Raw genomic sequence first — 24,160 nt, 5'->3', positions numbered from 1 at the left:
AGGGTATGCCGAGCCTTAGCGAGGCACCGAACGCCAGGGGCAAGAGCCCTTGGTTACTTGGGGCTTTTCCAAGTGACTCGCCGTAAGGGCGAAACCCCAGGTGGCCGTTACCGCAGGAATGGATATGTACACCTGAAAGACAATCATCGGCAGCGATGACGCCTTCGCCGGCAAGCCGGGCTCCTACAGATGTTGCACCCGCTGTCAGGGTGGAACCCTAAGTGGCCGTTACCGCAGGAATGGATATGTACACCTGAAAGACAATCATCGGCAGCGATGACGCCTTCGCCGGCAAGCCGGGCTCCTACAGGTTTTTCACCCGCGGCCAAGTCGAAACAACAAGGCTATGGCGTGACCCTCAGTCAAAGGCACTGCGGTAGGCAAACAACCCCGGCATACCGCCAGTCATCACAAACAGCAGATTGCTGCCCGCCTGATAATCGCCCCGACGTACAGCCGCGAGCAGCCCGGCAAAGGCCTTGCCGCCGTAGACAGGGTCAGTGAGCAAGCCTTCCTGCGACGCCAGCAGGCGCACCGCTTCGAGCATCGCTTCAGTCGGCGCACCATAGGCATCGCCACGTTGGCTGCCATCCACGCGAACCGACTGATCGGCCAGCGTTGTGGACCGGTCAAGCAGCTGTAGAACCTGTCGGGTTTTTTCCAGGGTCGTGGTCGTGGCCTGTTCCTCGGTTGCCAGCACCGAGTAGCCGATGATTTGCGTCGATGTGCCAGCCAGGGTGACGCCGGCCAATAACCCCGAGTGCGTACCGGCGCTGCCATTGGGCACGATGATTTGCTCGAAATGCACACCCAGCGCATCGGCCTGGCGCAGTATTTCGCCCGCGCAGGCGGCATAACCCAGGCTGCCCCGGGGGCTGGATCCGCCGAGGGGCATCACAAAGGGCTTCCTGCCTTGGCCCTTGAGCGTGTCGACCAACTGCGCCGCATAGGTATCAGGCAAGACACCCCGAGCCAGCCGATGGACCTTCGCGCCGAACAGTGCATCCAGCAGCACATTACCGTTGTGGCAAAAGTCATCGTCAGTGCGCACGGCCGAAGGTGTGAGGATCAGCTCGCAGGCCAGGCCGTGACGGGCCGCCACGGCCGCGGTCAGCCGCGCATGATTGGATTGGAAACCACCCCAGGTCACCAGTGTGTCGGCACCTTCGGCCAAGGCTTCGCCGAGCAGGAATTCCAGTTTGCGCAGTTTGTTGCCACCGCCGCCGAGACCGGTCAGATCGTCGCGTTTGACGTAGAGGTGGCAGCCATTGAGTTCGGGCAAGCCGCTCAAGCGGGACAGTTTCTGGATCGGGGTCGGGCCTTCGAGCAGGGCCACCCGTGGGTACGCGGCCAGCGCGGCATCAAGATGATTGAAGTCGTGGGGCATGAAGGTTCGCTCGTGGAGTGAAAGGAACTCGGTGGGCTTGAACGTCATCCGCCACTGTAAAAAGCGGCGGCTTGAAGATAAACCGCTGGCAAGGCATTACAGTTGATACACCGTGTAATGAATAGTGGTGTCTGTAATTAAGATATCGGTGATCTTGATAATTCGTCTCTTGAGATACGCCAGTGCCGCGCGCGCAGCAGACGCGCGTCATCAGCGCCGGGCCAATACCGATTTCTTCGTGCAATGGATGTGACGGGGCACCGCTGGCGCGGGAACTGCCAGCCGCGGCGTTGGTGAAGCTGCTCGTGGCCGAGATGCAATCCTGAGTGCAGTCCTGTCATGGTTTTGTTGTAACTTGGGCGCCAGGACTGAATCGGTTGGCAAGGAATGAACCATGACATTGACGGCCCAACGCTTGGTTGACATCGCGATGACCAACCCGATCAACGCGCAATTGACCTCACGCTTGCCTGCGCTCGGCCTGGACCAATGCCTGCTCACGGCGGGCTGCCTGTTCCAGGCGGTATGGAATCAACAGGCGCAACGAGACCCTGCGTGGAGCATCAAGGATTACGACGTTTTCTACTTTGACACCGACCTGTCCTGGGAGGCCGAGAACGAGGTCATCCACCGGGCTCAACATCTCTTCCAGGACCTTGGGGTTAACGTCGAGTTCAAGAACCAGGCGCGCGTGCACCTTTGGTACGGTCAGCGCTTTGGCGGGACTTACCCCAGGCTTGAATCGGCCAGGGACGGGATTGATCGCTACCTGGTGGCGGGCACTTGCATCGGCCTGGATGTCGCAACCGGCGAGGTCTATGCCCCCTACGGCCTGGCGGATGTAGAGCAGGGCGTGCTACGCATCAATCCGGCAAACCCCAGGCCTGAGCTGTTTGACCAGAAAGCGAAAAGTTATCAGGTTCGCTGGCCTTGGTTGAGGATTGTGTAAGGCGTGCACTGTGACTCATGGCGCAATGGCGGCCTGACAGCCGACCTGTCCCCGATGTGATCGTTCCCACGCCCTGCGTGGGAACGCCGCCAGGGACGCTCCGCGTTCCGCTGACGACGCAGGACCTGAGCCATGCGCAACGGTGACGCGGAGCGTCACAGGATGCATTCCCACGCAGAGCGTGGGAACGATCGGTGTATTCACTTGAAATCAGGCCGGGGCGGTTAGCGGCATCCCGCCTTTTCGCTGTCGTCGAGCGCCCTCAGGCCACGAAGGCTGTAACCTGCGAAAGGTTATTGTCCTGGGCTGCCGCAACGAGGTGCAAAGGGACATGCGGTTGCTCGACAGGGGAGGGAATTTCAATGCTTCCTACAATATGCAGTTGTCGCTCGCTCAGTCCGGTCGACTCTTGTTCCTTTGCCTTAGCCATTCTCGCGTGGTTCGCTGCGATTTCGTTGAGAGTTGACACGTTACATCTCCGGTGACTGACCAAGCGTTTTGCTGGAGTCCTTTAGCGTTGATTGGATGGCCATCGCGTCAGTTTTATGTCGTTCGCGATGGCTAACGCGGGCCGGTGCAATCCCCACGCCAGAGAGGGCCGGGATTTACCCGAGGCGATTTCATTTACGACGAAAGGTTATGGGCAAGGCCGCGGGCGGATTAAAACACGATGCCGATCTTTGCGCCGTACTCTTCCCGGGTCTGTTTGTCGAAGTCGGTAAATTGAAATTGACCGTCCAGGTCATAATCGAAACGGTTGTAGTAGAGGCCGGCGATAAAGGCAACCGACCCTTGCTGGTTGAACAGCCAGTTCAACTCGACAAAAGGATTGGTGGTGTCTTTAAGGTCCAGTTCCTGGCTGCTCACGCCGTGGATTTGCAGCTGCGAGTCACCATTGATGACCTTGCGAACCCCTGCTTCCAGGCGCAAGGTTGAACTGCTGAAGGCGTGGTTGTATCCGGCTGCCAATTTAGCGAAGGGCGTGCGATTGGTGAGATTGATGTCGTGCTTGTTAAAGTCCGGGTCATACCGGTTCCACTTATAGCCTCCTCCGATCAAAACGTCTAAAAAATTGTCGGCATCCAGGGCCATCCTCCAGCCCAGGTCCAGGTCGGCCTGGCCATCGGTGACACGCTGATGTTTTTCTTCGGAATACTGCCCGGTGATCTCGGCCTGATACACAAGGCCACCCCGGCCAGTCATCTTGTTGCCGAAGTTCAGGAACAGTCCGGCTTCCGGGATGTGCTCTGTACTGGTGGTGCTACGGCCTGTGAACTCCAGCTCGCTGTAACTTCCCAACAAGCCGGCGGAAAAAACAGGCGCTTCAGAAGGTGTTGCGCTAGTGAAAGGGGGGGCGACGCCCGCCAGGAGGGAAGTGACAACAGCAGCAAGACTGGTTCTATTCATGAGAACTCCATCAGCGCACTTATGGTCCGTTTTGGACCTGTCACTAACAACAATAGTCGGTTTTGGTGCAGCGTTAGACCGGTCGTCGGCCAGGACGCAAAAAAGATGGCAATTGGCCGTGACGTCATCTTTTTGTCGCCTGTGAGTGCGATTTTGAGGGGTTGCCGCGCGGTTCCTTGTCCGACGAACTGCACTTCTGCTCTTTCGATATGCGGCCAGTGCGGGCACAATGCGCATCCTTTTTTTGGCTGGCCTTGCCGGAGGCCTCGAAATGATCAAAACGCCGTACTACCTCATCGACAAGCAAAAGCTGCTGGGCAACATGGAAAAGATTGCCTACGTGCGTGAGCAGTCCGGGGCCAAGGCCCTGCTGGCACTCAAGTGCTTCGCCACCTGGTCGGTGTTCGACCTGATGCAGCAGTACATGGATGGCACCACATCGTCGTCGCTCTACGAGCTCAAGCTTGGACGGCAGAAGTTCGCGGGCGAGACTCACGCCTACAGCGTCGCCTGGGCCGATGACGAAATCGAGGAGATGCTCGAAAACTGCGACAAGATCATCTTCAACTCCATCGGCCAGTTACAGCGCTACACTGAAGCGTCTGAAGGCAAGGTCCGTGGTCTGCGGGTCAACCCGCAGGTGAGCAGCTCCGATTACCTGCTGGCCGACCCGGCACGCCCGTTCAGTCGCCTGGGCGAGTGGGACCCGGAAAAGATCGAGCAGGTCATCGAGCAGATTTCCGGCTTCATGTTCCACAACAACTGCGAGAACGGCGACTTCGGCCTGTTCGATGCAATGTTGTGCACCATCGAAGAGCGTTTCGGCCATCTGTTGCACAAGGTCGAGTGGGTCAGCCTGGGTGGCGGTATCCACTTCACCGGCGAAGGCTACGCGCTGGACGAGTTCTGCGCGCGCCTCAAGGCGTTCTCGCAAAAGTACGGCGTACAGGTTTACCTGGAGCCGGGCGAAGCGGCCATCACCCAGAGTGCGTCGCTGGAAGTCACCGTGCTTGACACGCTCTACAACGGCAAGCACCTGGCGGTCGTGGACAGCTCCATCGAAGCGCACATGCTCGACCTGCTGATCTACCGCCTGAATGCCAAGCTGGCCCCGAGCGAGGGTGAGCACACCTACATGGTGTGCGGCAAATCCTGCCTGGCCGGCGACATTTTCGGTGAGTACCAGTTCGATCGTCCGCTGGCCATCGGCGACCGCCTGTCGTTCGTCGACGCCGCGGGCTACACCATGGTCAAGAAGAACTGGTTCAACGGCCTGAAAATGCCGTCCATCGTAGTGAAACAACTCGACGGTAGTGTCGAGGTGGTTCGTGAGTTCGGTTACAACGACTATATGTCCAGCCTCTCGTAAGCTGGCTGAGAAGGAGAGAGAGAAAAATTGAAGAAGAACGTACTTATCATTGGTGCAGGAGGTGTCGCCAAGGTGGTGGCCCACAAGTGCGCGCAGCACAACGACGAACTCGGTCGTATTGCTATCGCGTCGCGCAACATCTCCAAATGCCAGGCCATCATCGACAGCGTCAAGGCCAAGGGCAGCCTCAAACAGCCCGCTGAAATCAAGGCATTCACCCTCAATGCCCTGGACGTCGAGGCGACCAAAGCGCTGATTCGTGAAACCGAATCGCAGATCGTCATCAACGTCGGCTCCGCTTTCCTCAACATGTCGGTGCTGCGTGCCTGCATCGATACCGGCGCGGCCTACCTGGACACCGCCATTCACGAAGAACCGGGCAAGATCTGCGAGACGCCGCCCTGGTATGGCAACTACGAGTGGAAGCACCTCGAGGAATGCCAGCAGAAGAACGTCACCGCCATCCTCGGCGTGGGCTTCGACCCGGGTGTGGTCAATGCCTATGCGGCACTGGCCCAACAACAGTATTTCGACCGCATTGATTCGATCGACATTCTCGACGTCAATGCCGGTTCTCATGGCAAATATTTCGCCACCAATTTCGATCCGGAAATCAATTTCCGCGAGTTCACCGGACAGGTGTGGAGCTGGCAGGACAGCCAGTGGACCAGCAACACCATGTTCGAAGTCAAGCGTACCGACGACCTGCCGGTAGTGGGTTCGCAGAACCTGTACCTGACCGGTCACGATGAAGTGCATTCGCTGTCGAAGAACCTCGGCGTGCCCAACGTGCGTTTCTGGATGAGCTTCGGCGAGCACTACATCAATGTGTTCACCGTGCTCAAGAACCTCGGCCTGCTCTCCGAGCAGCCGGTCAAGACCGCCGAAGGCCTGGAAGTCGTGCCGCTCAAGGTGGTCAAGGCCGTGCTGCCTGATCCAAGCTCGCTGGCACCGGGCTACACCGGCAAGACCTGCATCGGTGACCTGGTCAAGGGCACCAAGGATGGCCAGCCGCGTGAAGTGTTCATCTACAACGTAGCGGACCACGAGGAAGCCTTTGCCGAAACCGACAGCCAGGGCATTTCCTATACCGCCGGTGTTCCACCGGTAGCCGCAGCCCTGCTGGTAGCCCGCGGTGAGTGGGACGTGCAGCGCATGGTCAACGTCGAGGAGCTGCCAGCCGAGCCGTTCCTCAAGGCGCTGGACGTGATGGGCCTGCCGACCCGCATCAAGGACGAGCACGGCGACCGTGCCTGGGACTGCAAAGCCTAAGTCCAGGCACTTTGTAGGAGCGGGCCTTGTGGCGAGGGGATTTATCCCCGTTGGGTTGCGAAGCGGCCCAAAAAATGGGACTGCTGCGCAGTCCAACGGGGATGAATCCCCTCGCCACGGGTCGCTCCCACATTGGATCAACTGCGCAGATTAGATCAGTGGCGGTCCAGCCACACCGTCTGTGCATTGCAGAATTCACGCACGCCGAAGTGCGACAGCTCGCGACCGAATCCGCTTTTCTTCACACCACCGAAGGTCACGCGCGGGTCACTGGCGCAGTAGCCATTGATGAACACCCCGCCGGTTTCCAGTTCACTGGCCATCTGCTCGGCCTGCTCGACATTGCCAGTGTAGACGGTGGCCGCCAGGCCGAACTCACTGTCGTTCGCCAGTTCCAGCGCATGCGCAGCGTCGCGAGCGGTGATGATCGAAGCCACCGGGCCAAACAGCTCCTGTTTGAACGAAGTCATCTGGTCAGTGACACCGGCCAGCACCGTAGGCTCATAGAAGTTGCCCGAGCCTTCGGCCTTCTTGCCACCGAGCAACAAGGTCGCGCCTTCCTCCAGGGTGTCACGCACCTGTTGATCCAGTTCATCGCGCAGATCAAAGCGGGCCATCGGGCCGATGTACGTCTCGGCGGACAGTGGATCGCCGACCAGCAGTTTGCGCGTGGCCTCGACAAACCGCCGGGTGAATTCCTCGACTATGTCTTGCTCGACGATCAGCCGCTTGGCCGCCGCACAGACTTGCCCGGTGTTCTGGTAACGACCGATCACGGCCGCTTTGACGGCGTCGTCGAGGTTGGCATCATTGAGCACGATGAATGGATCGGAACCGCCCAGTTCCAGAACGCACTTCTTCAGCGCCGCGCCGGCCTGGGCGCCGATGGCCATGCCGGCGCGCACACTGCCGGTCAGGGTGACAGCGGCGATGCGTGGGTCGGCAATCGCCGTGGAAACACCGTCCGGCGTGACGTTGATGACCTCGAACACGCCTTCGGCAAAGCCCGCCTGCTTGAAGGCATCCAGCAGCAGGTAGGCGCTGCCCATGACGTTTGGCGCGTGCTTGAGCACGTAGGTATTGCCGGCCAGCAGCGTCGGCACCGCACCGCGCAGCACTTGCCAGATCGGGAAGTTCCACGGCATGACCGCGAGAATCGGCCCCAGCGGGCGATATTCGATGCGTGCCTTGCCGCCTTCGACCAGGGTCGGTTCAGCGCTCAACATGGCGGGGCCGTGTTCGGCATACCAGGTGCAGAGTTGCGCACATTTTTCAATTTCACCACGGGCCTGGGCGATCGGCTTGCCCATTTCCAGGGTGATCATGGTGGCCATGGCTTCGGCGTTATCGCGCAATGCCTGGGCAAGGGCAATCAAGCGCTGCGCGCGTTGTGCAACCGGTTCGCGGCGCCAGGCGCGGTAGCCGCTGGCGGAACGCGACAGGGCGGCGTCCAATGCCGCTGCGGATTCGAAAGGGTAATGGCCGATTTGTTCACCGGTGGCCGGGTTGATCGAAATGGCGTGGGTAAGGCTGGATATGTTGGTCATGGCACCGTCCTGCGGGTAGGAATACGCTCAGGTTACGGTGCTGTATGTTTTCTTGAAACTGAATAATAATGAGCGTCTTGTTCACGTTTGGAGAATGATGTGGATCTGGTTCAGCTCGAGATTTTCAAGGCTGTCGCCGAGCACGGCAGCATCAGTGTGGCCGCGCAGCATATCCATCGGGTGCCTTCGAACCTGACCACGCGGATCAAGCAACTGGAGCAGGATCTGGGCGTGGACCTGTTCATCCGCGAAAAAAGCCGTCTGCGCCTGTCGCCCGCCGGCTGGAGTTTCCTCGACTACGCCCGGCGGATTCTCGACCTGGTCCAGGAGGCACGCGCCACGGTGGCCGGTGAAGAACCCCAGGGCACATTTCCCCTGGGATCGCTGGAGAGCACCGCGGCGGTGCGGATTCCCGAGCTGTTGGCGGCCTATAACCAGCAGTACGCCAAGGTCGAACTGGACCTGTCCACCGGACCTTCCGGGACCATGATCGACGGGGTGCTGGCAGGCCGCCTGACCGCCGCGTTTGTCGATGGCCCGGTACTGCACCCGGCGCTGGAGGGCGTGCCGGCGTTCGAAGAAGAAATGGTGCTGATTGCACCGCTCAACCACAGTCCGATCCATCGCGCGCAGGACGTGAACGGCGAGAACATCTATGCCTTTCGCTCCAACTGCTCCTACCGCCACCACTTCGAAAGCTGGTTCACCAAGGACGCGGCAGTGCCGGGCAAGATCTTCGAAATGGAGTCCTATCACGGCATGCTCGCCTGCGTCAGCGCCGGCGCCGGCCTGGCCCTGATGCCCCGCAGCATGCTGCAGAGCATGCCCGGCTGCAGCACGGTCAGCGTCTGGCCGTTGTCCGAGTCCTTCCGTTATTTGCGCACCTGGCTGGTGTGGCGCAGGGGTACGGTGTCGCAGAGCCTGACCATGTTCGTGCGTTTGCTGGAGGAGCGGTGTGAAGCAATGAATTAGCTGAATCGAGGGGAGGGCATGTCGAGGCGCATCCTCAAAAAAATTTGACATATGTTATTTGTGATCACATATTGGACCCATAAGAACGTCCAATGTGAGCCATTACTCATGACAGATCATCCGATCCTCCTGCCCACCATGCGCCAGGTGTCCCGCGATACCCTGCAGGATCAGGTTTACCGCCAGATCCGTGAAGCGCTGATGAGCGGCCGCTTCCAGCCAGGCCAGAAGCTGACCATCCGCGGTCTTGCCGAGGCGCTCGGCTCAAGCCCCATGCCGGTGCGTGAAGCGCTGAACCGCCTGAGTGCCGAGAACGCCTTCGAAGTCACCGAAACCTCCCGCCTGCGTGTGCGCATGATGACCCCCGAACGTCTGCGCGAGATCCGCGACGCCCGGGTTGCGCTCGAAGGCCTGCTGGCCGAGAAAGCGGTGATCCTGCTCAACGACACCGACCTCAAGGACATCAGCCATCTGTGCGACCAGATGCAGCAAGCCGCCGACAGTGTCGATGTGGCCCGCTACCTGTGGACCAACTTTGCCTTCCACCGGCGCATCTATGCGGTTGCCAAGGCTGACCTGACCGTTGCGGCGGTGGAGAATTTCTGGCTGCACATGGGGCCCTGCTTTGCGCTCGTGGCACCTGACAAGGCGCACCTGCAGCGCTCGATGGAAGCGCACAACCGCATCGTCGAGGCCCTGGCCGCGCGTGATGGGGCCGCGGCGCGGGCGGCGGTCACCGACGACATCATGCAGGCCGCCGATTCCCTGGCGCGCCTGATCGTCAAGAGCGACCGTTCACGGTCGCCTGTCACTGGAGTAAAAAAGGCATGAGCGTTCTCAACCGACTGATTCCCTACACCGGCCTGCGGGTGCTGATCTCCGGCGGCGCAGCCGGCATCGGCGAGGTGCTGGCGGCGGCTTACATGGAAGCAGGCGCCAAGGTGCACGTGTGTGATGTCAGCGAAGCGGCCCTCGCAGCGTTCCGCGATCGTTATCCAGACAGCGTCGCCACCCGCGCGGACGTGGGTGACCCGGTGCAGATCGAAGCGGTGTTCAAGGTTCAGCGCGAACAGTTCGGTGGTCTCGATGTCCTGGTCAACAACGCCGGTATTGCCGGGCCGACCGCCGGGATCGATGCGATAACCGAAGAAGAATGGCAGCGCACCATCGACATCAACCTCACTGCCCAGTACCGCTTTGCCCATCACGCGGTGCCACTGCTCAAAGCGTCACCCAACGCGCACCTGATCCACATCGCGTCGGTGGCCGGCCGCCTGGGTTATGCCTGGCGCACGCCGTACGCCGCGACCAAGTGGGCCATCGTCGGCTTGATGAAATCCCTGGCATCCGAGCTTGGCGAAAGCGACATCCGCGTCAACGCCTTGCTGCCCGGCATCGTCGAAGGGCCGCGCATGGACGGTGTGATCCGCGCCCGTGCCGAGCAGATGAACGTGCCTGAAGCCGAGATGCGTGAGGAGTACCTGAAAAAGATCTCGCTCAAGCGCATGGTCACCGCCGAGGACGTTGCCGCCATGGCACTGTTCCTGTGTTCACCCGCCGCACGCAACGTGACCGGCCAGGCCATCAGCGTGGATGGCAACGTCGAGTACCTGTAAGCACCTCGACCCCGATCGCAACAACGGCCGGACAAACGTCCGCGTCGAGTGACCCCAATAACTTTCTCGCCAAGAACAAGAACGGAGAACACTCATGTCCAAAAATCGCCCGATCATCATCACCTGCGCCGTCACAGGCGCCATCCATACGCCCTCGATGTCGCCGCACTTGCCGATCACGCCGCAGGAAATCGCCGACGCCGCCATCGGTGCCGCCGAAGCTGGCGCATCGATCGTTCACCTGCATGCCCGCGACCCTATCGATGGCCGGCCCAGCCAGGATGTCGACCTGTTCCGTCAGTTCCTGCCGCAAATCAAGGCCAAGAGTGACGTGGTGATCAACATCACCACCGGCGGCGCGCCGACCATGGGCGTGGAGGAACGCCTGCAGCCGGTGGCGCAACTCAAGCCGGAGCTGGCGTCCTTGAACATGGGTTCGATGAACTTCGGGTTGTACGAAATGCTCGACCGCTTCACCGAGTTCAAGCACGACTGGGAGCGCCCCTATCTGGCCGAGAGCGATGACCGGATCTTCCGCAATACCTTCCGCGACATCGCCCACATCCTCAACGCCTGTGCCGAAAACCGTACGCGCTTTGAAATCGAATGCTACGACATCGGCCACCTGTACACCGCCGCGCACTTCCTGCAGCGCGGGTTGCTCAAGGCGCCGATTTTCATCCAGTCGGTGTTCGGTCTGCGCGGCGGCATCGGTGGACATCCTGAAGACCTGGCGCACATGCGCCGCACGGCCGACCGTCTGTTCGGCGACGCTTACCAATGGTCGATCCTGGGGGCTGGGCGCAATCAGATTCCGCTGGGCACCATGGGCCTGTCGATGGGCAGTCATGTGCGCGTCGGCCTTGAGGATTCGCTGTGGGACGGGCCGGGTAAACTGGCCGCGTCCAATGCCGATCAGGTCAAGCGCATTCGCACGGTGATCGAAGCCCTGGGCGGGCGCGTGGCGACCCCGGATGAGGCGCGGGAAATGCTCGACCTCAAGGGCAAGGACCAGGTCGACTTTTAAGATCGCACCGCTCTGGCTCGGCTTCCAGTCTTGAGCGCTCGCGCTCGAGACTGGCTCATGACAACTCGAAAAGGTTAGTCCGATGACAATAATAAATAAAACCGACGCGCTTTCCGAACCTCGCGACTCCGCGACGTTGAACAGGTTGATGTTTGTAAAACTCATGCCGTTGCTGATTGCGGCCTACGTGCTGAGCTTTCTCGACCGGACCAACATCGCGTTGGCCAAGCATCACCTGGATGTCGACCTGGGCATTTCCGCTGCCGCCTACGGGCTGGGCGCCGGGCTGTTCTTTCTCACCTACGCACTGTCGGAAGTGCCCAGCAACCTGATCATGCACAAGGTCGGCGCGCGGTTCTGGATTGCGCGCATCATGGTCACCTGGGGCTTGCTCTCGGCGGCGATGGCGTTTGTCCAGGGCGAAACGTCGTTCTACGTGCTGCGCTTGTTGCTGGGCATCGCCGAAGCGGGCCTGTTCCCCGGCGTCATGCTGTACCTGACGTACTGGTTCGGCCGCGAACAACGGGCCCGGGCGACGGGTTACTTCCTGTTAGGTGTGTGTTTCGCCAACATCATTGGCGGGCCACTGGGTGCCGTGCTCATGCAGCTGGACGGTGTGTGGGGCTGGCGTGGCTGGCAGTGGATGTTCATGCTCGAAGGCTTGCCGGCGGTGTTCTTCGCCATGGTGGTGTGGAAAAAACTGCCGGACCGTCCAAGCAAGGCGCCCTGGCTGAGTGCCGCTGAAGCCGAGCAGATCGAACAGCGCTTGGCAGCGGAATCGGAGGAGGGCGCTGGCAAAGGTGGGCACTCGTTCAAACAATGCCTGACACCGCAGATCCTCTTGGCCATCCTGGTCTACTTCTGCCACCAGATCACGATCTACACGGTGATCTTTTTCCTGCCCGGCATCATCGGCAAGTACGGCGACCTGAGTACATTGCAGGTTGGATTGCTCACATCCCTGCCTTGGTTGGCGGCGGCAGCGGGCGCCATTGCATTGCCCCGATTCGCCACCACGCCGGCGCGTTCCCGGCAAATGCTGGTAGCGGGTTTGCTGACCATGGCCGCGGGACTGGCGATCGCCTCGCTGGCGGGGCCGGTGATCAGCCTGCTGGGCTTCTGCGTGTCGGCGGTGATGTTCTTCGTCGTGCAGTCGATCATCTTTCTCTACCCTGCGTCGCGACTCAAGGGCGCAGCGCTCGCTGGAGGGTTGGGGTTCGTCAACTCGTGCGGCCTGCTGGGCGGTTTTGTCGGCCCGTCGGTCATGGGCTTGATCGAGCAAAGTACCGGCAATGCCATGAATGGCATGAAGATCGTGGCGGTTATCCTGGTCGTCGCGGCATTGGCTGCATTGCGTCTGCGCCAGGGCCATGAGCAACAGGTGGGTAAACAACGGCTGCAAGGCCGGCGACAGCCTGTATGAGTGCGCGCTGACAAAAAATGCTGTGCCTTCGGGTGGAAAGGTCGTGGTATCCAAGACCTTTCCATCCGTTTCTAGTTTTCCTCGATGTTATCGATGTGCTTGAAGCGTTCGATCAAAAAGTCGATCAGGCAACGCACTCTCGCCGATAAATGCAGCTGTTGCGGATAGACCGCATACACGTCGGCGCGGGTCGGTGTCTGGTCTTCCAGCACCAGGCGCAAGCGGCCACTGCGCACATAACGTGCGATGTCCCATTCGGCCCGCAGCAATATGCCAAAGCCATCCAGCGCCCAGTTCAGCGCCACCTCGCCATCGTTGCAACCCAAGGCGCCATGCACCTTGATGTTGTCCTTGCGCCCGCCGTTGTTGAAGCTCCAGACGCCATAGGGTGACTCATTCTGGCGGATGAAAATGCAGTTGTGATCCTGCAACTCGGCGAGTTTTTTGGGCGTGCCGTATTTGTCCAGGTAGAGCGGCGAGGCACACAACAGGCGGCGGTTGGAGGCGATCTTGCGCGCATGGAAGGCGGCGTCCGGAAGGGTGCCGAAACGTATGCCCAAATCAAATCCGTGGGTCGCCAGATCCAGCGGGTGGTCGCTGATTTCCAGCTGTATTTCCACCTCCGGGTATTGCGCGAAGAACGCCGCCAGGGCAGGGCCGATGTAGCGTCGGCCAAAGCCCAGGGAGGCATTGACCCGGATCAGCCCCTTGGGGGTGGCGCGGCTGCTGCTGACCAACTGCTCAAGCTCGTTGATCTGGGTGAGGATCCGCGCGGCGTGGGAGAAATACAGCTCGCCTTCCGACGTCAGGCTCATCGACCGCGTGGTGCGATTGACCAGGCGTGTGCCGAGCCGTGCTTCCAGGGCGGTCAGGCGTTTGCTCACGGCCGGCGGCGTCACGCCCAGCTCTCGAGCCGTTGCTGCCAGGCTGCCTTTGTTGGCCAGCAGGTAGAAAAAAGACAAATCCAGGGTCTGGTCCATTCGTAACTCTAATTCATCTATGTAGTTATTTTGGGTAACTCACGCTCATTTACTCACTACATATACTCCGCTCACCCCCTGATTGAACACCCCGTTCAACAGGCACAACAAAAACATGAAGAGAGTGGAGTTGATGATGAGCGCATACAAAATTGCTGCGGTTCCAGGTGACGGCATCGGTGTTGAAGTAATCGAGGCGGGTGTCGAGGTGCTGCAGGCCCTGTCAAAAAAATCCGGCTTCGAACTGGATTTCAAGCACTTCGACTGGAACTCGGACAACTACCTGAAAAACGGTTACTACATCCCCGAAGGCGGGCTGGAAGAACTGAAAACCTTCGACGCGATTTTCTTCGGCGCCGTCGGTGCGCTCAACGTACCTGACCATATTTCCCTGTGGGGCCTGCGCCTGCCGATCTGCCAGGGCTTCGATCAATACGCCAACGTGCGTCCGGCCCGCGTGCTGCCCGGGGTGAAAAGCCCGCTGCACAACGGCGACCAGATCGACTGGGTGGTGGTGCGTGAAAACTCCGAGGGCGAATACTCCGGCAACGGCGGTCGCGTGCACCGGGGCTTGCCGGAGGAGGTCGCCACCGAGGTCTCGGTATTCACCCGTGCCGGGGTGGAGCGCATCCATCGTTTCGCATTCGAACTGGCGCAAAGCCGGCCACGCAAGCACCTGACCATGGTCACCAAGTCCAACGCCCAGCGGCATGGCATGGTGTTGTGGGACGAGATTTTCTATGAAGTCGCCAAGGACTTCCCAGACGTGAAGATCGACAAGGAACTGGTCGACGCCGTGACCACGCGCATGGTGCTCAAACCGTCGACACTGGACGTGATTGTCGCCACCAACCTGCACGCCGATATCCTCTCCGACCTGGCCGCTGCCTTGTCCGGCAGCCTGGGCATCGCGCCGACCGCCAACCTCAACCCGTCGCGCAAATTCCCGTCGATGTTCGAACCGATCCACGGCTCGGCCTTCGACATCACCGGCAAAGGTGTCGCCAACCCGATCGCGACATTCTGGACGGCGGCGATGATGCTCGAACACCTGGGCGAACCCGCTGCGGCCAAGCAGCTGATGTCGGCCATCGAAGCCGTGACTGAAAGCGGCCTGCATACCCCGGATCTGGGCGGTGCCGCCACCACCCGACAGATCACCGAGGCCATCATCGCCTTGATCAACCGCTGATATTTTCCAGCGATTCAAAGAGTACTGCGGCACAACGCCGAGGGGCGGACCACTGGGTCCGACTCCTCGGCATTTCCTGACAACAATAAAAAATCAGGGCCCTGTCATGAAAAGAATATTTGGCAAACTCTACGTACAAGTGCTCATCGCCGTCATTCTCGGCGCCATCGTCGGGGTGTTCATTCCCGAGACCGGCACTGCGCTCAAGCCCTTGGGCGACGCGTTCATCAAACTGATCAAGATGCTCCTGGCCCCGGTGATCTTCCTGACCGTGGTCACCGGCATCGCCAAGATGGAGAACATGAAGGAGCTGGGTCGCGTCGGGTTTCGCGCCTTGATTTATTTCGAGGTGGTTTCCACCCTGGCCCTGGTGGTCGGGTTGGTGGTGGTCGATGTCTTCAAGCCTGGCGCCGGCATGAACATCGATGTCGCCACCCTCGATACCTCAAGCCTCGCCACCTATACCACCGCGGTCAAGCACGCCTCGTTCATGGACTTCATCATGAACATCATCCCCGACACCATTGTCGACGCCTTTGCCAAGGGCAATGTCCTGCAGATCCTGCTGTTCTCGATACTGCTCGGTGTCGCGCTGGCGTATGTGGGGCCACGCGGAAAAGTCTTCGTCGACACCCTCGATAGCCTGATGCAGGGCATGTTCCGCATCGTCAACATGGTAATGCGCCTGGCGCCCATCGGTGCATTCGGCGCCATCGCGTTCACCATCGGCAAGTACGGCTTCGGCTCGCTGTTCTCCCTTGGCAAACTGATGGCCTGCGTCTACCTGACCTGCGCGGTGTTCGTGATCTTTGTGCTGGGGCCGATCTGCCGCTACAGCGGTTTCAGCCTGTGGAAGTTCCTCAAGTTCATCAAGGAAGAACTGTTCACCGTGCTCGGCACCAGCTCTTCGGAATCGGTGTTGCCGCAGATGATCGCCAAGATGGAAAAGGCCGGTGTTTCCAAGCCCGTGGCCGGGATGATCATTCCCTCGGGCTTGACCTTCAACCCGGACGGCCAGGCGATTTACTACACCATCGCCGCGATCTTCATCGCCCAGGCCACCAACACCCCACTGACCCTGACCGATCAGTTGATCGTGCTGGCGGTGTTGATGTTTACCTCCAAGGGCTCGGCGGGCGTCACCGGCTCAGGCTTCATCATCCTGGCGGCCACGCTCTCGTCACTCGGCACCATTCCTGTAGCGGGCATGGTATTGCTGCTGGGTGTCGACCGGTTCATGTCGGAAGCGCGGGCGATCACCAACACCATCGGCAATGGCGTGGGCACCATGGCCATCGCCAAATGGGTCGGAGCGCTGGATACGCTAAAAATGCACAAGGCCCTCAATGGCGACGCCGAAGACCGAGCGCCCGAGGCAGCGCCGGTAGAGAGTGCCGCCGTGGCGCCATCGTTAGCCATCAACCCTTTGCGCGCGAATATGGAGAAAGCCACGAGGGCGTAAGGGGCAGCGGGGCGCTCAAGCCCGAATGAATGCTGCAATCGCGAAGATCGCCCCGCGATGGACCCTGTACCGGACCATCGCGGGGCGATTTTTTACAGGTAAAGACGATGGATGACCTGGCGGCTGTCCTGGGGATCATTGTACGTCTCGAAGTGCAGCACTTTGGCCAGGTCGCGCATGGGAGTATTGCTGGCGGCATCCACCGAATACATCTGGCGGTAACCGTTGCGGCGGGCGGCCTTGATCAAATGCGCCATCAGCAATAGGCCCAGGCCCAGATGCGTCCAGTCATCGGCGACCGTGACGGCGCATTCACATTCATGTTCTCCGGTGGCCGCGTAACGACTGACGCCGATCTCGACCAGCTCACCGTTGTCGTGGGCCAGGGCGATGAAGGCCACGCGCTGTTGGTTGTCGGTGTCCATCAACTGGTCGAGCAGCGCAGCGCCAGGCTCGTTGACCTGCGCGAGAAAGCGCATGTGCCGGGATTCGGGAGACAGGCGCTTGATGAAAGCATACTCACGCTCACGATCCTTTTGCGCCAGCGGCCGGATCAGCACATGGCGGCCATCCTTGAGCGCTTCGATCCAGTAGTGGCCGTCGACGGCGGCGTAGGCGGCCGCGGCCCGATCATTGTGGTCTTTGACGGTGAGCATGGGGTATTCCTCCAGTGCGGTTTGAAGGGTGCCAAGCGGAAAAAAACGACCGTGTTTGATTCCTTTCTACGCCGCTGTCTGCACTGGAGTTTGATCCAGATCAATTCGCACGAGGTACAAGAGCGCAATGTTGAAGCATGCCGGCAGGTGATGACCGGGATCGAACGGAGGTGTGTGATGGGCCAATATCAACGGTTGTTGCTGATCGCCGATCAAAGCCTGCGGCAGTCCCCCGCCATGCAGCGTGCCGTCGCCCTGGCCAAGGCCGCCGGGGCTGCGCTGGATGTGCGGGCTTTTGTCGAACCGGCGCCAGTGGCGCGTTTGTGGGAGGAAAAAGTCGACGACGCAGAGCAGCAGCGCTATTGGCGTCGTTACCGCCGCTGGGAGGCCGAAGAGTTCGATCGACTCAGCGACCTGGATCTGGAGGTGACGGTCAAGGTCGTCTTCACCACCCATCCGCTGTTGGACATCTTGAAGACGGTGGAAGACCTGAAGCCCGACCTGCTGATCAAGGATGTGACCCTTGAACCCGCGTTGAAGCGGGTGTTCATCACGCCACTCGATTGTCACTTGTTGCGCGAAAGCCCGGTTGCCGTGCACCTGGTCAACCACGTCCGCTATAGCTTGCCCCACCGAATCGTGGCAGCAGTGGACCCGTACGATTCGACGGCGCAAATCAGCGGGTTGAATGACACCATCATCCAGACGGCCAATGCCCTGGCGCTGCAATGCGATGCGCCGTTACACCTGTTGTACGCCTATGACTTGTCGCCCATGTTCAACAGCGACGCGTCAATGGCCGGGGGCGGTTGGGGCGTGGACTGCGTCGAGGAGATGCGCCAATCCTTGCACCAGGCGTTTATCACACTGGCGGAGCGCTACGACGTGCCGCCAGAGCGACGCCATTTCGTCATGGGGCTGCCGGTGCCGGTGATCAGTGAATTCGTCGAGGAGTTCCTGGCCGATGTGGTGGTGATGGGCACTGTGCACCGGGTGGGGCTCGAACGGCTGATCGGCAGCAATACGGAGCGGGCACTGTACTCGGTGCCGGGAAGCCTGCTGGCGGTCAGGCAGCGTGCCAGCTTTGAATAATGATCTGACTGGAGACCTGTCATGAGCCAATATCAGCGGTTACTGCTTATCATCAACCCGGCCCTGCGCCATCCCTCAGCCATTAACAGTGCTGCAGAGCTGGCCAAGGCCAGTGGCGCGAGCCTGCATGTTGCGGCGCTGATTCCCTCATTCAAATGGCTATCGCTGCTTGAAGAAGGCGATCGAAAACTGGCTCGGGAGCGTTATCTGCAGGACCATCGCGACTGGCTTGAGGCCCAGGCAAAACATCTGCGGGGCGCAGGTATCGATGTGACCACCGAGGTAGTTTGGGCCGAGGATATGAAACAGGACATCCTTGATCACGTCGCAGAGCTGCAACCCGACCTGTTGGTCAAGGAAATTGAGCATGAATCGGCGCTAAAAAGGGCCTTTTTCACGCCTTTGGACTGGCATCTGTTGCGCCATTGTCCAGTACCGGTGTTTCTGCTGCGTCGCAGTGGCGCCGTATTGCCACGCAGGGTGGTGGCAGCCGTCGAGGTGTCGGACAGTGAGTCAGCCGACAACGCACTGAATGAGCGGATCATCAAGCAGGCCGCAAGCCTTGCCCTGCAGTGTGAAGCCGAGTTGCATCTGTTGTACGCCTGCGATATCGCGGCTGATTACCTGGCGGACATGGGCGGTCTGGCGCTCGGCGACCTCACCAGGACGCTACGCAAAGATCTGGAAAAGTCCTTCCTGAGGTTGGCCGGCCACTTCGGTGTTCCCTCTGATCGTCGACATTTCATCCAGGGGCATCCGGTTTCGGCGCTTAGCGAGTTCGCCAATGAGCATGACGTGGATGTCATCGTGATGGGCAGGGTCCAGTCCCATGGGGTGGGCAAACTTCTGGGTAGCACCACCGAGCATATCCTGTATCAAGTGCCGTGCTGCGTTCTTGCGGTTTAGATCGAATGGAGGCGTGAATTGATCGCACAGTGCCTGCTACGCCTGGCAAACGTGATTATTTGCGCTTCCAGTACTTCTGCATTTCCAGAAAGAGGAAGGACGCGGTCCACGTAATCAGTACCAGCCCGGTCAGGGCCTCAAGCCCGGTCAGGTACTTGAGGTCGCCCAGCGGTGAAATATCGCCGAAGCCAATGGTCGTGTACGTGGTGAAGGAAAAGTACACGCAGTCCATCAGCGAACCGTCGAAGTTGCCCGTCAGGCTGCCCCATTTGCCGGAGTGCACCATCAGGTAATAGACCAACGCGAAGCACCAGACCTCTATCGCGTGGGCCAGCAGGGCACCGAATACCCCGACGACAATCCTGAAGCGGCTCCACAGCTTGAGCCGGGGCAGCCAGTCGTTGAGACGCAGCAGGCATTCGTAGTGGATCACGACGGCGAGGATCACCACCAGTGCATTGATCAGCGTGACAGCCAGCATGGCCAATCTCCCGGGGGCCGATCCAATTGGAGCCGGCAGCTGATAAAAATCAACCGGCCTTGAGCCAAGCGTAGCGATCAATAGCCTCTTCACCTTCAGACTTCGTTAAGAAATCCCTTTGATACTGCTCCCCAATTGATCCGGGGGAGGGGTTTTCCAATGTCCGAATTCAACTGGAATGTACAGTTGCCGCTGTATTTCGGCCAAGCCGAAACACCGCCCATGAGCCTGCTCAGGGCCTTGCCCGGCGACGCGCAGCGGACCGTTTTCGAAAGCTTCATCCAGCAGCGTTTTCGCAAGGCCCACGGCGCCGACATCCGTCATTTCATGCCAGAACTGTTTGGCATGAGCGATGCGTCCGGTGCCTTGTGTGCGGTGGCCGGGGTGCGACTGGCAGGCACGCAACCGCTGTTTCTGGAGGGCTATCTGGACGAGCCGATCGAGCCGCTGATCAGCGCCGCAGCGGACCGGACCGTAGAGCGCTGCGCCATCGTCGAAGTCGGCAATCTGGCGGCCGCCGACACGGGCAGCGCGCGCATGAGCATCATCGCGATGACCTACGTGCTGGCCATGGGCGGTCTGGAGTGGGTGGCGTTCACCGGCAATATTGGCCTGGTAAACAGTTTCCATCGCCTGGGTTTGAAGCCGGTGACACTGTGTGCCGCCGATCCTGCGCGCCTGGGCGAGGACCGCCATGCCTGGGGCAGTTACTACGAAAGCAAACCCTGGGTTCACGTTGGCAATATCCGCAGCGGGTTCGTTCATTTACGCAACATAGGCCTGTTCAGTCGACTGGGTTTGCCTTCGTCCATCGAGGGTTGCTGCCATGTCGCCTGAAGTCGAGGGTTTCAAACAGACGCTGCGCGAACACGCCGCACGCAAGGGCAATGGCATTGCCTTGTGGGGCGATCAGTTGAAACTGGACTACACCACCCTGTACGCCGAAGTGATCGACCGCCAGCAACGACTGCGTGATGAGCACATCAAGGTGCTTGCCCTGGCGTTGGACAATGGCGTCGAGGCGATGCTCTGGGACCTGGCCGCGCTGTTCGAAGGCTTGACCTGTGTCGCGCTGCCGTCTTTCTTCAGCCCGGCGCAGCGCCGTCATTGCCTGGAACAAAGCCAGGCCGAGAGGGTGATCGCCGAACCGCAACTGGCGGCGCAGCTGCAAGCGGCCGGCTATGACTATGAAAATACCGCTGGATTCTGGCGCCGCACCTTCAGTGACTCGAAGCGCATGCCCGAAGGCACCGCCAAGCTGACGTTCACCTCCGGCACCACGGGGACACCCAAAGGCGTGTGCTTGAGCGCCGAGAGCATTCTGCGGGTCGCCCGCGAACTGGATCAGGCCAGTCGAAGCGCCAACCCGCAGCATCATCTGGCGCTGCTGCCGCTCGCCATTTTGCTGGAGAACATCGGTTGTTACGCCGCGTTGTATGCCGGCGCGACCTTGAGCCTGCCCAGCCAGGAAACCCTGGGAATCCAGGGCGCCAGTGGGGTGGATGTGCCGCAACTACTGGGGTGCCTGGCCAAGCGATCGCCCCAGAGCCTGATCCTGGTGCCGCAGTTGCTGCTGATGCTGGTCAGCGCGGCGGAGCAGAAAGCCTTCGATCCAGAACATCTACGGTTTGCCGCCGTGGGCGGTGCGCGGGTTAGCCTGGATTTGCTGCATCGTGCGCAACGCGCAGGCGTGCCGGTCTACGAAGGGTATGGATTGTCGGAGTGTGCGTCGGTGGTGTGCCTCAATACGCCGCAAGCCTGCCGCCCTGGCAGTGTCGGCCGGCCCTTGCCCCATGCGCAGGTTCGCCTGGCCGACGACGGCGAAGTGCTGATCAAGGGTTCGACCCTGCTGGGTTATCTGGGGGAGGCGCCGCAGGCTGATGAGTGGTGGTCCAGCGGTGATCTCGGCGAGTTCGACAGGGAGGGATTTCTCTACCTCAAGGGCCGCAAGAAACATCAGTTCGTTACGAGCTTCGGGCGCAACGTCAACCCCGAGTGGGTCGAAGCCGAACTGACCCAGCGCCGTCATATCGCCCAGGCCTTTGTCCATGGCGAAGCCCTGCCGGGTAACCATGCATTGCTCTGGCCGCACCGTGCGGACTGCCCGGACGAGCAATTGGCCGCCGCCGTGGCCGAGGTCAACGAGGCCTTGCCCGATTACGCCCGGGTCCGGCACTGGACCCGCCTGGACCAACCCTTCACCGCTGCAAATGGCCTGTTGACGGCCAACGGTCGACCGCGCCGCGACGCCATCGTCGAGCGCTACCGGACGCAGCTGACTGAGTCGGTACTTTTCGAGGAACCCGCATCATGAGCTTTTTCGACACGCTGCAAGAGGCCACCCACCAGGAGCGCAGTACGCTGTTCAATCTGCCGATCATCGTCGATGCCCTCGAAGGCAAGGTCAGCCTGGAGAGCTACCGGGCCTTTTTGGCCCAGGCCTACTACCACGTGCGCCACACCGTACCGCTGATGATGGCCTGCGGTGCACGCTTGCCGTCGCGTCTGGAGTGGCTGCGTGAAGCCGTGTGTGAGTACATCGAGGATGAGTACGGCCACGAACAATGGGTACTCGATGACATCCAGGCCTGTGGCGGTGACAAGGAAGCGGTGCGCGACGGCCAGCCTTCGCTGGCCATCGAGCTGATGGTCAGCTTTCTCTACGACCTGATTGCCCGGGGCAACCCGGTGGGGCTGTTCGGCATGGTCAATGTGCTGGAAGGCACCAGCATCGCCCTGGCCACCCATGCCGCCGGCAGCATTCGCGAGCGTCTCGGGCTGCCGCAAAGCGCCTTCAGCTACCTCGATTCCCACGGCTCGCTGGACATCGAGCATATGCAAACCTACCGCCGACTCATGAACAAACTGCACGACCCGGGCGATCAGGCCGCCGTCATCCACGCCTCCAAAGTGGTTTACCAGCTTTACGCCGACATGTTCCGTGGCCTGCCACGGGACGGGGAGAACCCGCATGCGCCTGTCTGAGGCTCGCGTGGTACTGACCGGCGCCAGCGGCGGCATTGGCCTGGCGATCGCCACCGCCCTGTGCGCCAGTGGCGCCACGGTGTTGGCTGTGGCCCGGCATCGGGAGGTGCTGGAACCCTTGCTCGAACGCTATCGGGACAGGTTGTTCTGGGTGGGCGCCGACCTGACAGTGCAGGCCGACCGGCGCAAGGTGCTGGCCGCCGCCGAAGTATTGGGCGCGATTAACCTGCTGATCAATGCGGCCGGGGTCAACCACTTCGCCATGCTCGAACAACTCGATGACAGCGAAATCAACGCGATGCTGGCGGTGAACATCAGCGCGCCGGTGTGCCTGACCAAAACCTTGCTGCCACTGCTCAAGCAGGCCGACAGCGCCATGGTGGTGAACGTCGGTTCCACCTACGGCTCGATTGGCTATGCCGGTTACGCCAGTTATTGCGCCAGCAAATTTGCCCTGCGCGGGTTTTCCGAAGCCCTGCGCCGGGAATTGGCGGACACCCGGGTCGGTGTGTTGTACGTCGCACCGCGCGCCACCCGCACGAGCATGAACAGCCCGGCGGCGCAGGCCTTGAATGACGCACTCAAATCCAGCGTCGACGACCCCCAGACAGTCGCCTCGGCGGTCATCCACGCCATTGCCGGCGACCGCCGCGACTTGTACCTGGGCTGGCCGGAGCGCTTTTTCGTGCGCCTCAACAGCCTGTTGCCCAACCTGGTGGATCGGGGGTTGCGCAAGCAATTGCCGCTGATTCGCCGCCTGAGTCAAAAGCCAGACAACGAGAACCTCGAGCCATGAAAAAATTTGCCGCGTGTTTACTGCTGGGCATCTTGAGCCAGAGCGTGTGGGCCCTGGACGCCGCCGATCAGCAACGTCTCAATGGCATCCAGCAGAGCTGGGCGCATATTCAGTACGAATTGCCCGAGGGGCAACGCACCGCCGCCTTCGAAAAGCTCGCCACCCAGGCAGCCGCGTTTACCCAGGAACGCCAGTCGGTGGCCGAGGCCTGGATCTGGTCCGGCATCGTCACCAGCAGCTGGGCCGGGGCCCAAGGGGGCCTCGGGGCCCTGGGCAAGGTCAAGGACGCGAAGGCGTATCTGGAAAAAGCCCTGACCCTGGACCCCAAGGCCCTGCAAGGTTCTGCCTACACCAGCCTCGGTGCGTTGTACGACCGCGTGCCAGGCTGGCCGATCGGTTTCGGTGACGCCGACAAAGCCGAGCAACTGCTCAAGGTCGCCTTGCAGATGAACCCCAATGGCATCGACAGCCTGTACTTCTGGGGGGACCACCTCTACCGTCAAAAGCGCTACGCTGAGGCCAGGGCCGCGTTGCAAAAAGCCCTGCTGGCAGCCCCGCGTCCCGGGCGGGAAACCGCCGATGCCGGGCGTCGCAAAGAGATCGAAACGCTGCTGGTGGACGTGAACAAGAAACTTGGCTGA

The 24,160-nt window shown here is 60.6% G+C and carries 24 protein-coding genes; 17 read left to right on the top strand and 7 right to left on the bottom strand.

The window, feature by feature from the left end; all coding sequences use genetic code 11:
• Positions 1-358: 358 nt before the first annotated feature.
• Positions 359-1,387, bottom strand: coding sequence for a D-cysteine desulfhydrase family protein (locus HFK74_RS29575; RefSeq protein ID WP_180206619.1), 1,029 nt, complete (start codon positions 1,385-1,387; stop codon positions 359-361).
• Positions 1,388-1,781: 394 nt separating this feature from the next.
• Between HFK74_RS29575 and HFK74_RS29570 the strand changes: the two genes are divergently transcribed.
• Positions 1,782-2,336, top strand: coding sequence for a nucleotidyltransferase family protein (locus HFK74_RS29570; protein ID WP_180206618.1), 555 nt, complete (start codon positions 1,782-1,784; stop codon positions 2,334-2,336).
• 262 nt (positions 2,337-2,598) lie between these two features.
• Here the strand turns inward: HFK74_RS29570 and HFK74_RS33500 are convergent, their stop codons facing one another.
• Together HFK74_RS33500 and HFK74_RS29565 are read right to left on the bottom strand one after the other, a co-directional pair.
• A complete protein-coding gene (locus HFK74_RS33500) occupies positions 2,599-2,805 on the bottom strand; it encodes a hypothetical protein (RefSeq protein ID WP_368738184.1) in 207 nt (68 codons plus the stop codon).
• Between the two features lie 191 nt (positions 2,806-2,996).
• Complete coding sequence (locus HFK74_RS29565; protein ID WP_180206617.1) at positions 2,997-3,743, bottom strand: hypothetical protein; 747 nt, start codon at positions 3,741-3,743, stop codon at positions 2,997-2,999.
• A gap of 271 nt (positions 3,744-4,014) precedes the next feature.
• Between HFK74_RS29565 and nspC the strand changes: the two genes are divergently transcribed.
• Both nspC and HFK74_RS29555 read left to right on the top strand, forming a co-directional pair.
• The gene (gene nspC, locus HFK74_RS29560) at positions 4,015-5,112 is read left to right on the top strand and encodes a carboxynorspermidine decarboxylase (RefSeq protein ID WP_180206616.1); all 1,098 of its coding nucleotides are present in this window, start codon (positions 4,015-4,017) and stop codon (positions 5,110-5,112) included.
• Positions 5,113-5,139: 27 nt separating this feature from the next.
• On the top strand, positions 5,140-6,384 hold the full coding sequence (locus tag HFK74_RS29555) for a saccharopine dehydrogenase family protein (RefSeq protein WP_180206615.1): 1,245 nt from the start codon (positions 5,140-5,142) through the stop codon (positions 6,382-6,384).
• A 155-nt stretch (positions 6,385-6,539) separates the two neighbouring features.
• Here the strand turns inward: HFK74_RS29555 and HFK74_RS29550 are convergent, their stop codons facing one another.
• Positions 6,540-7,931: an aldehyde dehydrogenase family protein gene (locus HFK74_RS29550; protein WP_180206614.1), complete on the bottom strand. Its 1,392-nt coding sequence runs from the start codon at positions 7,929-7,931 to the stop codon at positions 6,540-6,542.
• Between the two features lie 99 nt (positions 7,932-8,030).
• On the opposite strand from HFK74_RS29550, the gene HFK74_RS29545 reads away from it, so the two are divergent.
• From HFK74_RS29545 to HFK74_RS29525, 5 genes are all read left to right on the top strand, one after another.
• Positions 8,031-8,903, top strand: coding sequence for a LysR family transcriptional regulator (locus HFK74_RS29545; protein ID WP_180206613.1), 873 nt, complete (start codon positions 8,031-8,033; stop codon positions 8,901-8,903).
• Positions 8,904-9,011: 108 nt separating this feature from the next.
• Positions 9,012-9,734 carry a GntR family transcriptional regulator gene (locus HFK74_RS29540; protein ID WP_180206612.1) on the top strand — a complete coding sequence of 241 codons (723 nt, stop codon included), beginning with the start codon at positions 9,012-9,014 and terminating at the stop codon, positions 9,732-9,734.
• Positions 9,731-10,519: an SDR family oxidoreductase gene (locus tag HFK74_RS29535; RefSeq protein ID WP_180206611.1), complete on the top strand. Its 789-nt coding sequence runs from the start codon at positions 9,731-9,733 to the stop codon at positions 10,517-10,519. The genes HFK74_RS29540 and HFK74_RS29535 overlap by 4 nt, the downstream gene beginning before the upstream one ends.
• Before the next feature lie 94 nt (positions 10,520-10,613).
• On the top strand, positions 10,614-11,546 hold the full coding sequence (locus HFK74_RS29530) for a 3-keto-5-aminohexanoate cleavage protein (protein WP_064677006.1): 933 nt from the start codon (positions 10,614-10,616) through the stop codon (positions 11,544-11,546).
• Between the two features lie 82 nt (positions 11,547-11,628).
• Positions 11,629-12,969 (top strand): MFS transporter, encoded by a 1,341-nt coding sequence (locus tag HFK74_RS29525; RefSeq protein ID WP_180206610.1) that lies wholly within the window; start codon positions 11,629-11,631, stop codon positions 12,967-12,969.
• A 71-nt stretch (positions 12,970-13,040) separates the two neighbouring features.
• Here the strand turns inward: HFK74_RS29525 and HFK74_RS29520 are convergent, their stop codons facing one another.
• The gene (locus HFK74_RS29520; protein ID WP_180206609.1) at positions 13,041-13,949 is read right to left on the bottom strand and encodes a LysR family transcriptional regulator; all 909 of its coding nucleotides are present in this window, start codon (positions 13,947-13,949) and stop codon (positions 13,041-13,043) included.
• 136 nt (positions 13,950-14,085) lie between these two features.
• Here HFK74_RS29520 and HFK74_RS29515 point away from each other — a divergent pair, with 136 nt between their 5' ends.
• Together HFK74_RS29515 and HFK74_RS29510 are read left to right on the top strand one after the other, a co-directional pair.
• Positions 14,086-15,141 (top strand): tartrate dehydrogenase, encoded by a 1,056-nt coding sequence (locus tag HFK74_RS29515; RefSeq protein WP_180206608.1) that lies wholly within the window; start codon positions 14,086-14,088, stop codon positions 15,139-15,141.
• Between the two features lie 106 nt (positions 15,142-15,247).
• Positions 15,248-16,603 carry a dicarboxylate/amino acid:cation symporter gene (locus tag HFK74_RS29510; protein WP_180206607.1) on the top strand — a complete coding sequence of 452 codons (1,356 nt, stop codon included), beginning with the start codon at positions 15,248-15,250 and terminating at the stop codon, positions 16,601-16,603.
• 92 nt (positions 16,604-16,695) lie between these two features.
• Here HFK74_RS29510 and HFK74_RS29505 read toward each other — a convergent pair whose 3' ends face one another.
• Positions 16,696-17,259, bottom strand: a complete 564-nt coding sequence (locus HFK74_RS29505) for a GNAT family N-acetyltransferase (protein WP_180206606.1) — start codon at positions 17,257-17,259, stop codon at positions 16,696-16,698.
• Positions 17,260-17,436: 177 nt separating this feature from the next.
• On the opposite strand from HFK74_RS29505, the gene HFK74_RS29500 reads away from it, so the two are divergent.
• Positions 17,437-18,351, top strand: a complete 915-nt coding sequence (locus HFK74_RS29500) for a universal stress protein (RefSeq protein ID WP_180206605.1) — start codon at positions 17,437-17,439, stop codon at positions 18,349-18,351.
• Between the two features lie 21 nt (positions 18,352-18,372).
• On the top strand, positions 18,373-19,257 hold the full coding sequence (locus tag HFK74_RS29495) for a universal stress protein (protein WP_180206604.1): 885 nt from the start codon (positions 18,373-18,375) through the stop codon (positions 19,255-19,257).
• A 55-nt stretch (positions 19,258-19,312) separates the two neighbouring features.
• Here the strand turns inward: HFK74_RS29495 and HFK74_RS29490 are convergent, their stop codons facing one another.
• The gene (locus HFK74_RS29490; protein WP_180206603.1) at positions 19,313-19,738 is read right to left on the bottom strand and encodes a potassium channel family protein; all 426 of its coding nucleotides are present in this window, start codon (positions 19,736-19,738) and stop codon (positions 19,313-19,315) included.
• Positions 19,739-19,897: 159 nt separating this feature from the next.
• On the opposite strand from HFK74_RS29490, the gene HFK74_RS29485 reads away from it, so the two are divergent.
• From HFK74_RS29485 to HFK74_RS29465, 5 genes are read left to right on the top strand one after another with little or no spacing between them, the layout of a single operon-like run.
• A complete protein-coding gene (locus HFK74_RS29485) occupies positions 19,898-20,575 on the top strand; it encodes a thermostable hemolysin (protein WP_180206602.1) in 678 nt (225 codons plus the stop codon).
• Positions 20,565-22,052 (top strand): AMP-binding protein, encoded by a 1,488-nt coding sequence (locus HFK74_RS29480; RefSeq protein ID WP_180206601.1) that lies wholly within the window; start codon positions 20,565-20,567, stop codon positions 22,050-22,052. The genes HFK74_RS29485 and HFK74_RS29480 overlap by 11 nt, the downstream gene beginning before the upstream one ends.
• Positions 22,049-22,723, top strand: coding sequence for a TenA family transcriptional regulator (locus tag HFK74_RS29475; protein ID WP_180206600.1), 675 nt, complete (start codon positions 22,049-22,051; stop codon positions 22,721-22,723). The genes HFK74_RS29480 and HFK74_RS29475 overlap by 4 nt, the downstream gene beginning before the upstream one ends.
• Entirely contained in the window at positions 22,710-23,519 is an 810-nt protein-coding gene (locus HFK74_RS29470; protein WP_180206599.1) for an SDR family oxidoreductase, read from the top strand. Before HFK74_RS29475 ends, HFK74_RS29470 begins: the two co-directional genes overlap by 14 nt.
• On the top strand, positions 23,516-24,160 hold the full coding sequence (locus HFK74_RS29465; protein ID WP_180206598.1) for a tetratricopeptide repeat protein: 645 nt from the start codon (positions 23,516-23,518) through the stop codon (positions 24,158-24,160). Before HFK74_RS29470 ends, HFK74_RS29465 begins: the two co-directional genes overlap by 4 nt.

The sequence above is a fragment of the Pseudomonas sp. SbOxS1 genome (assembly GCF_013416725.1).
GTDB lineage: Bacteria > Pseudomonadota > Gammaproteobacteria > Pseudomonadales > Pseudomonadaceae > Aquipseudomonas.
The sequence above is the reverse complement of the archived record's forward strand: the minus strand, read 5'-3'. Positions and strand labels throughout refer to the sequence as shown.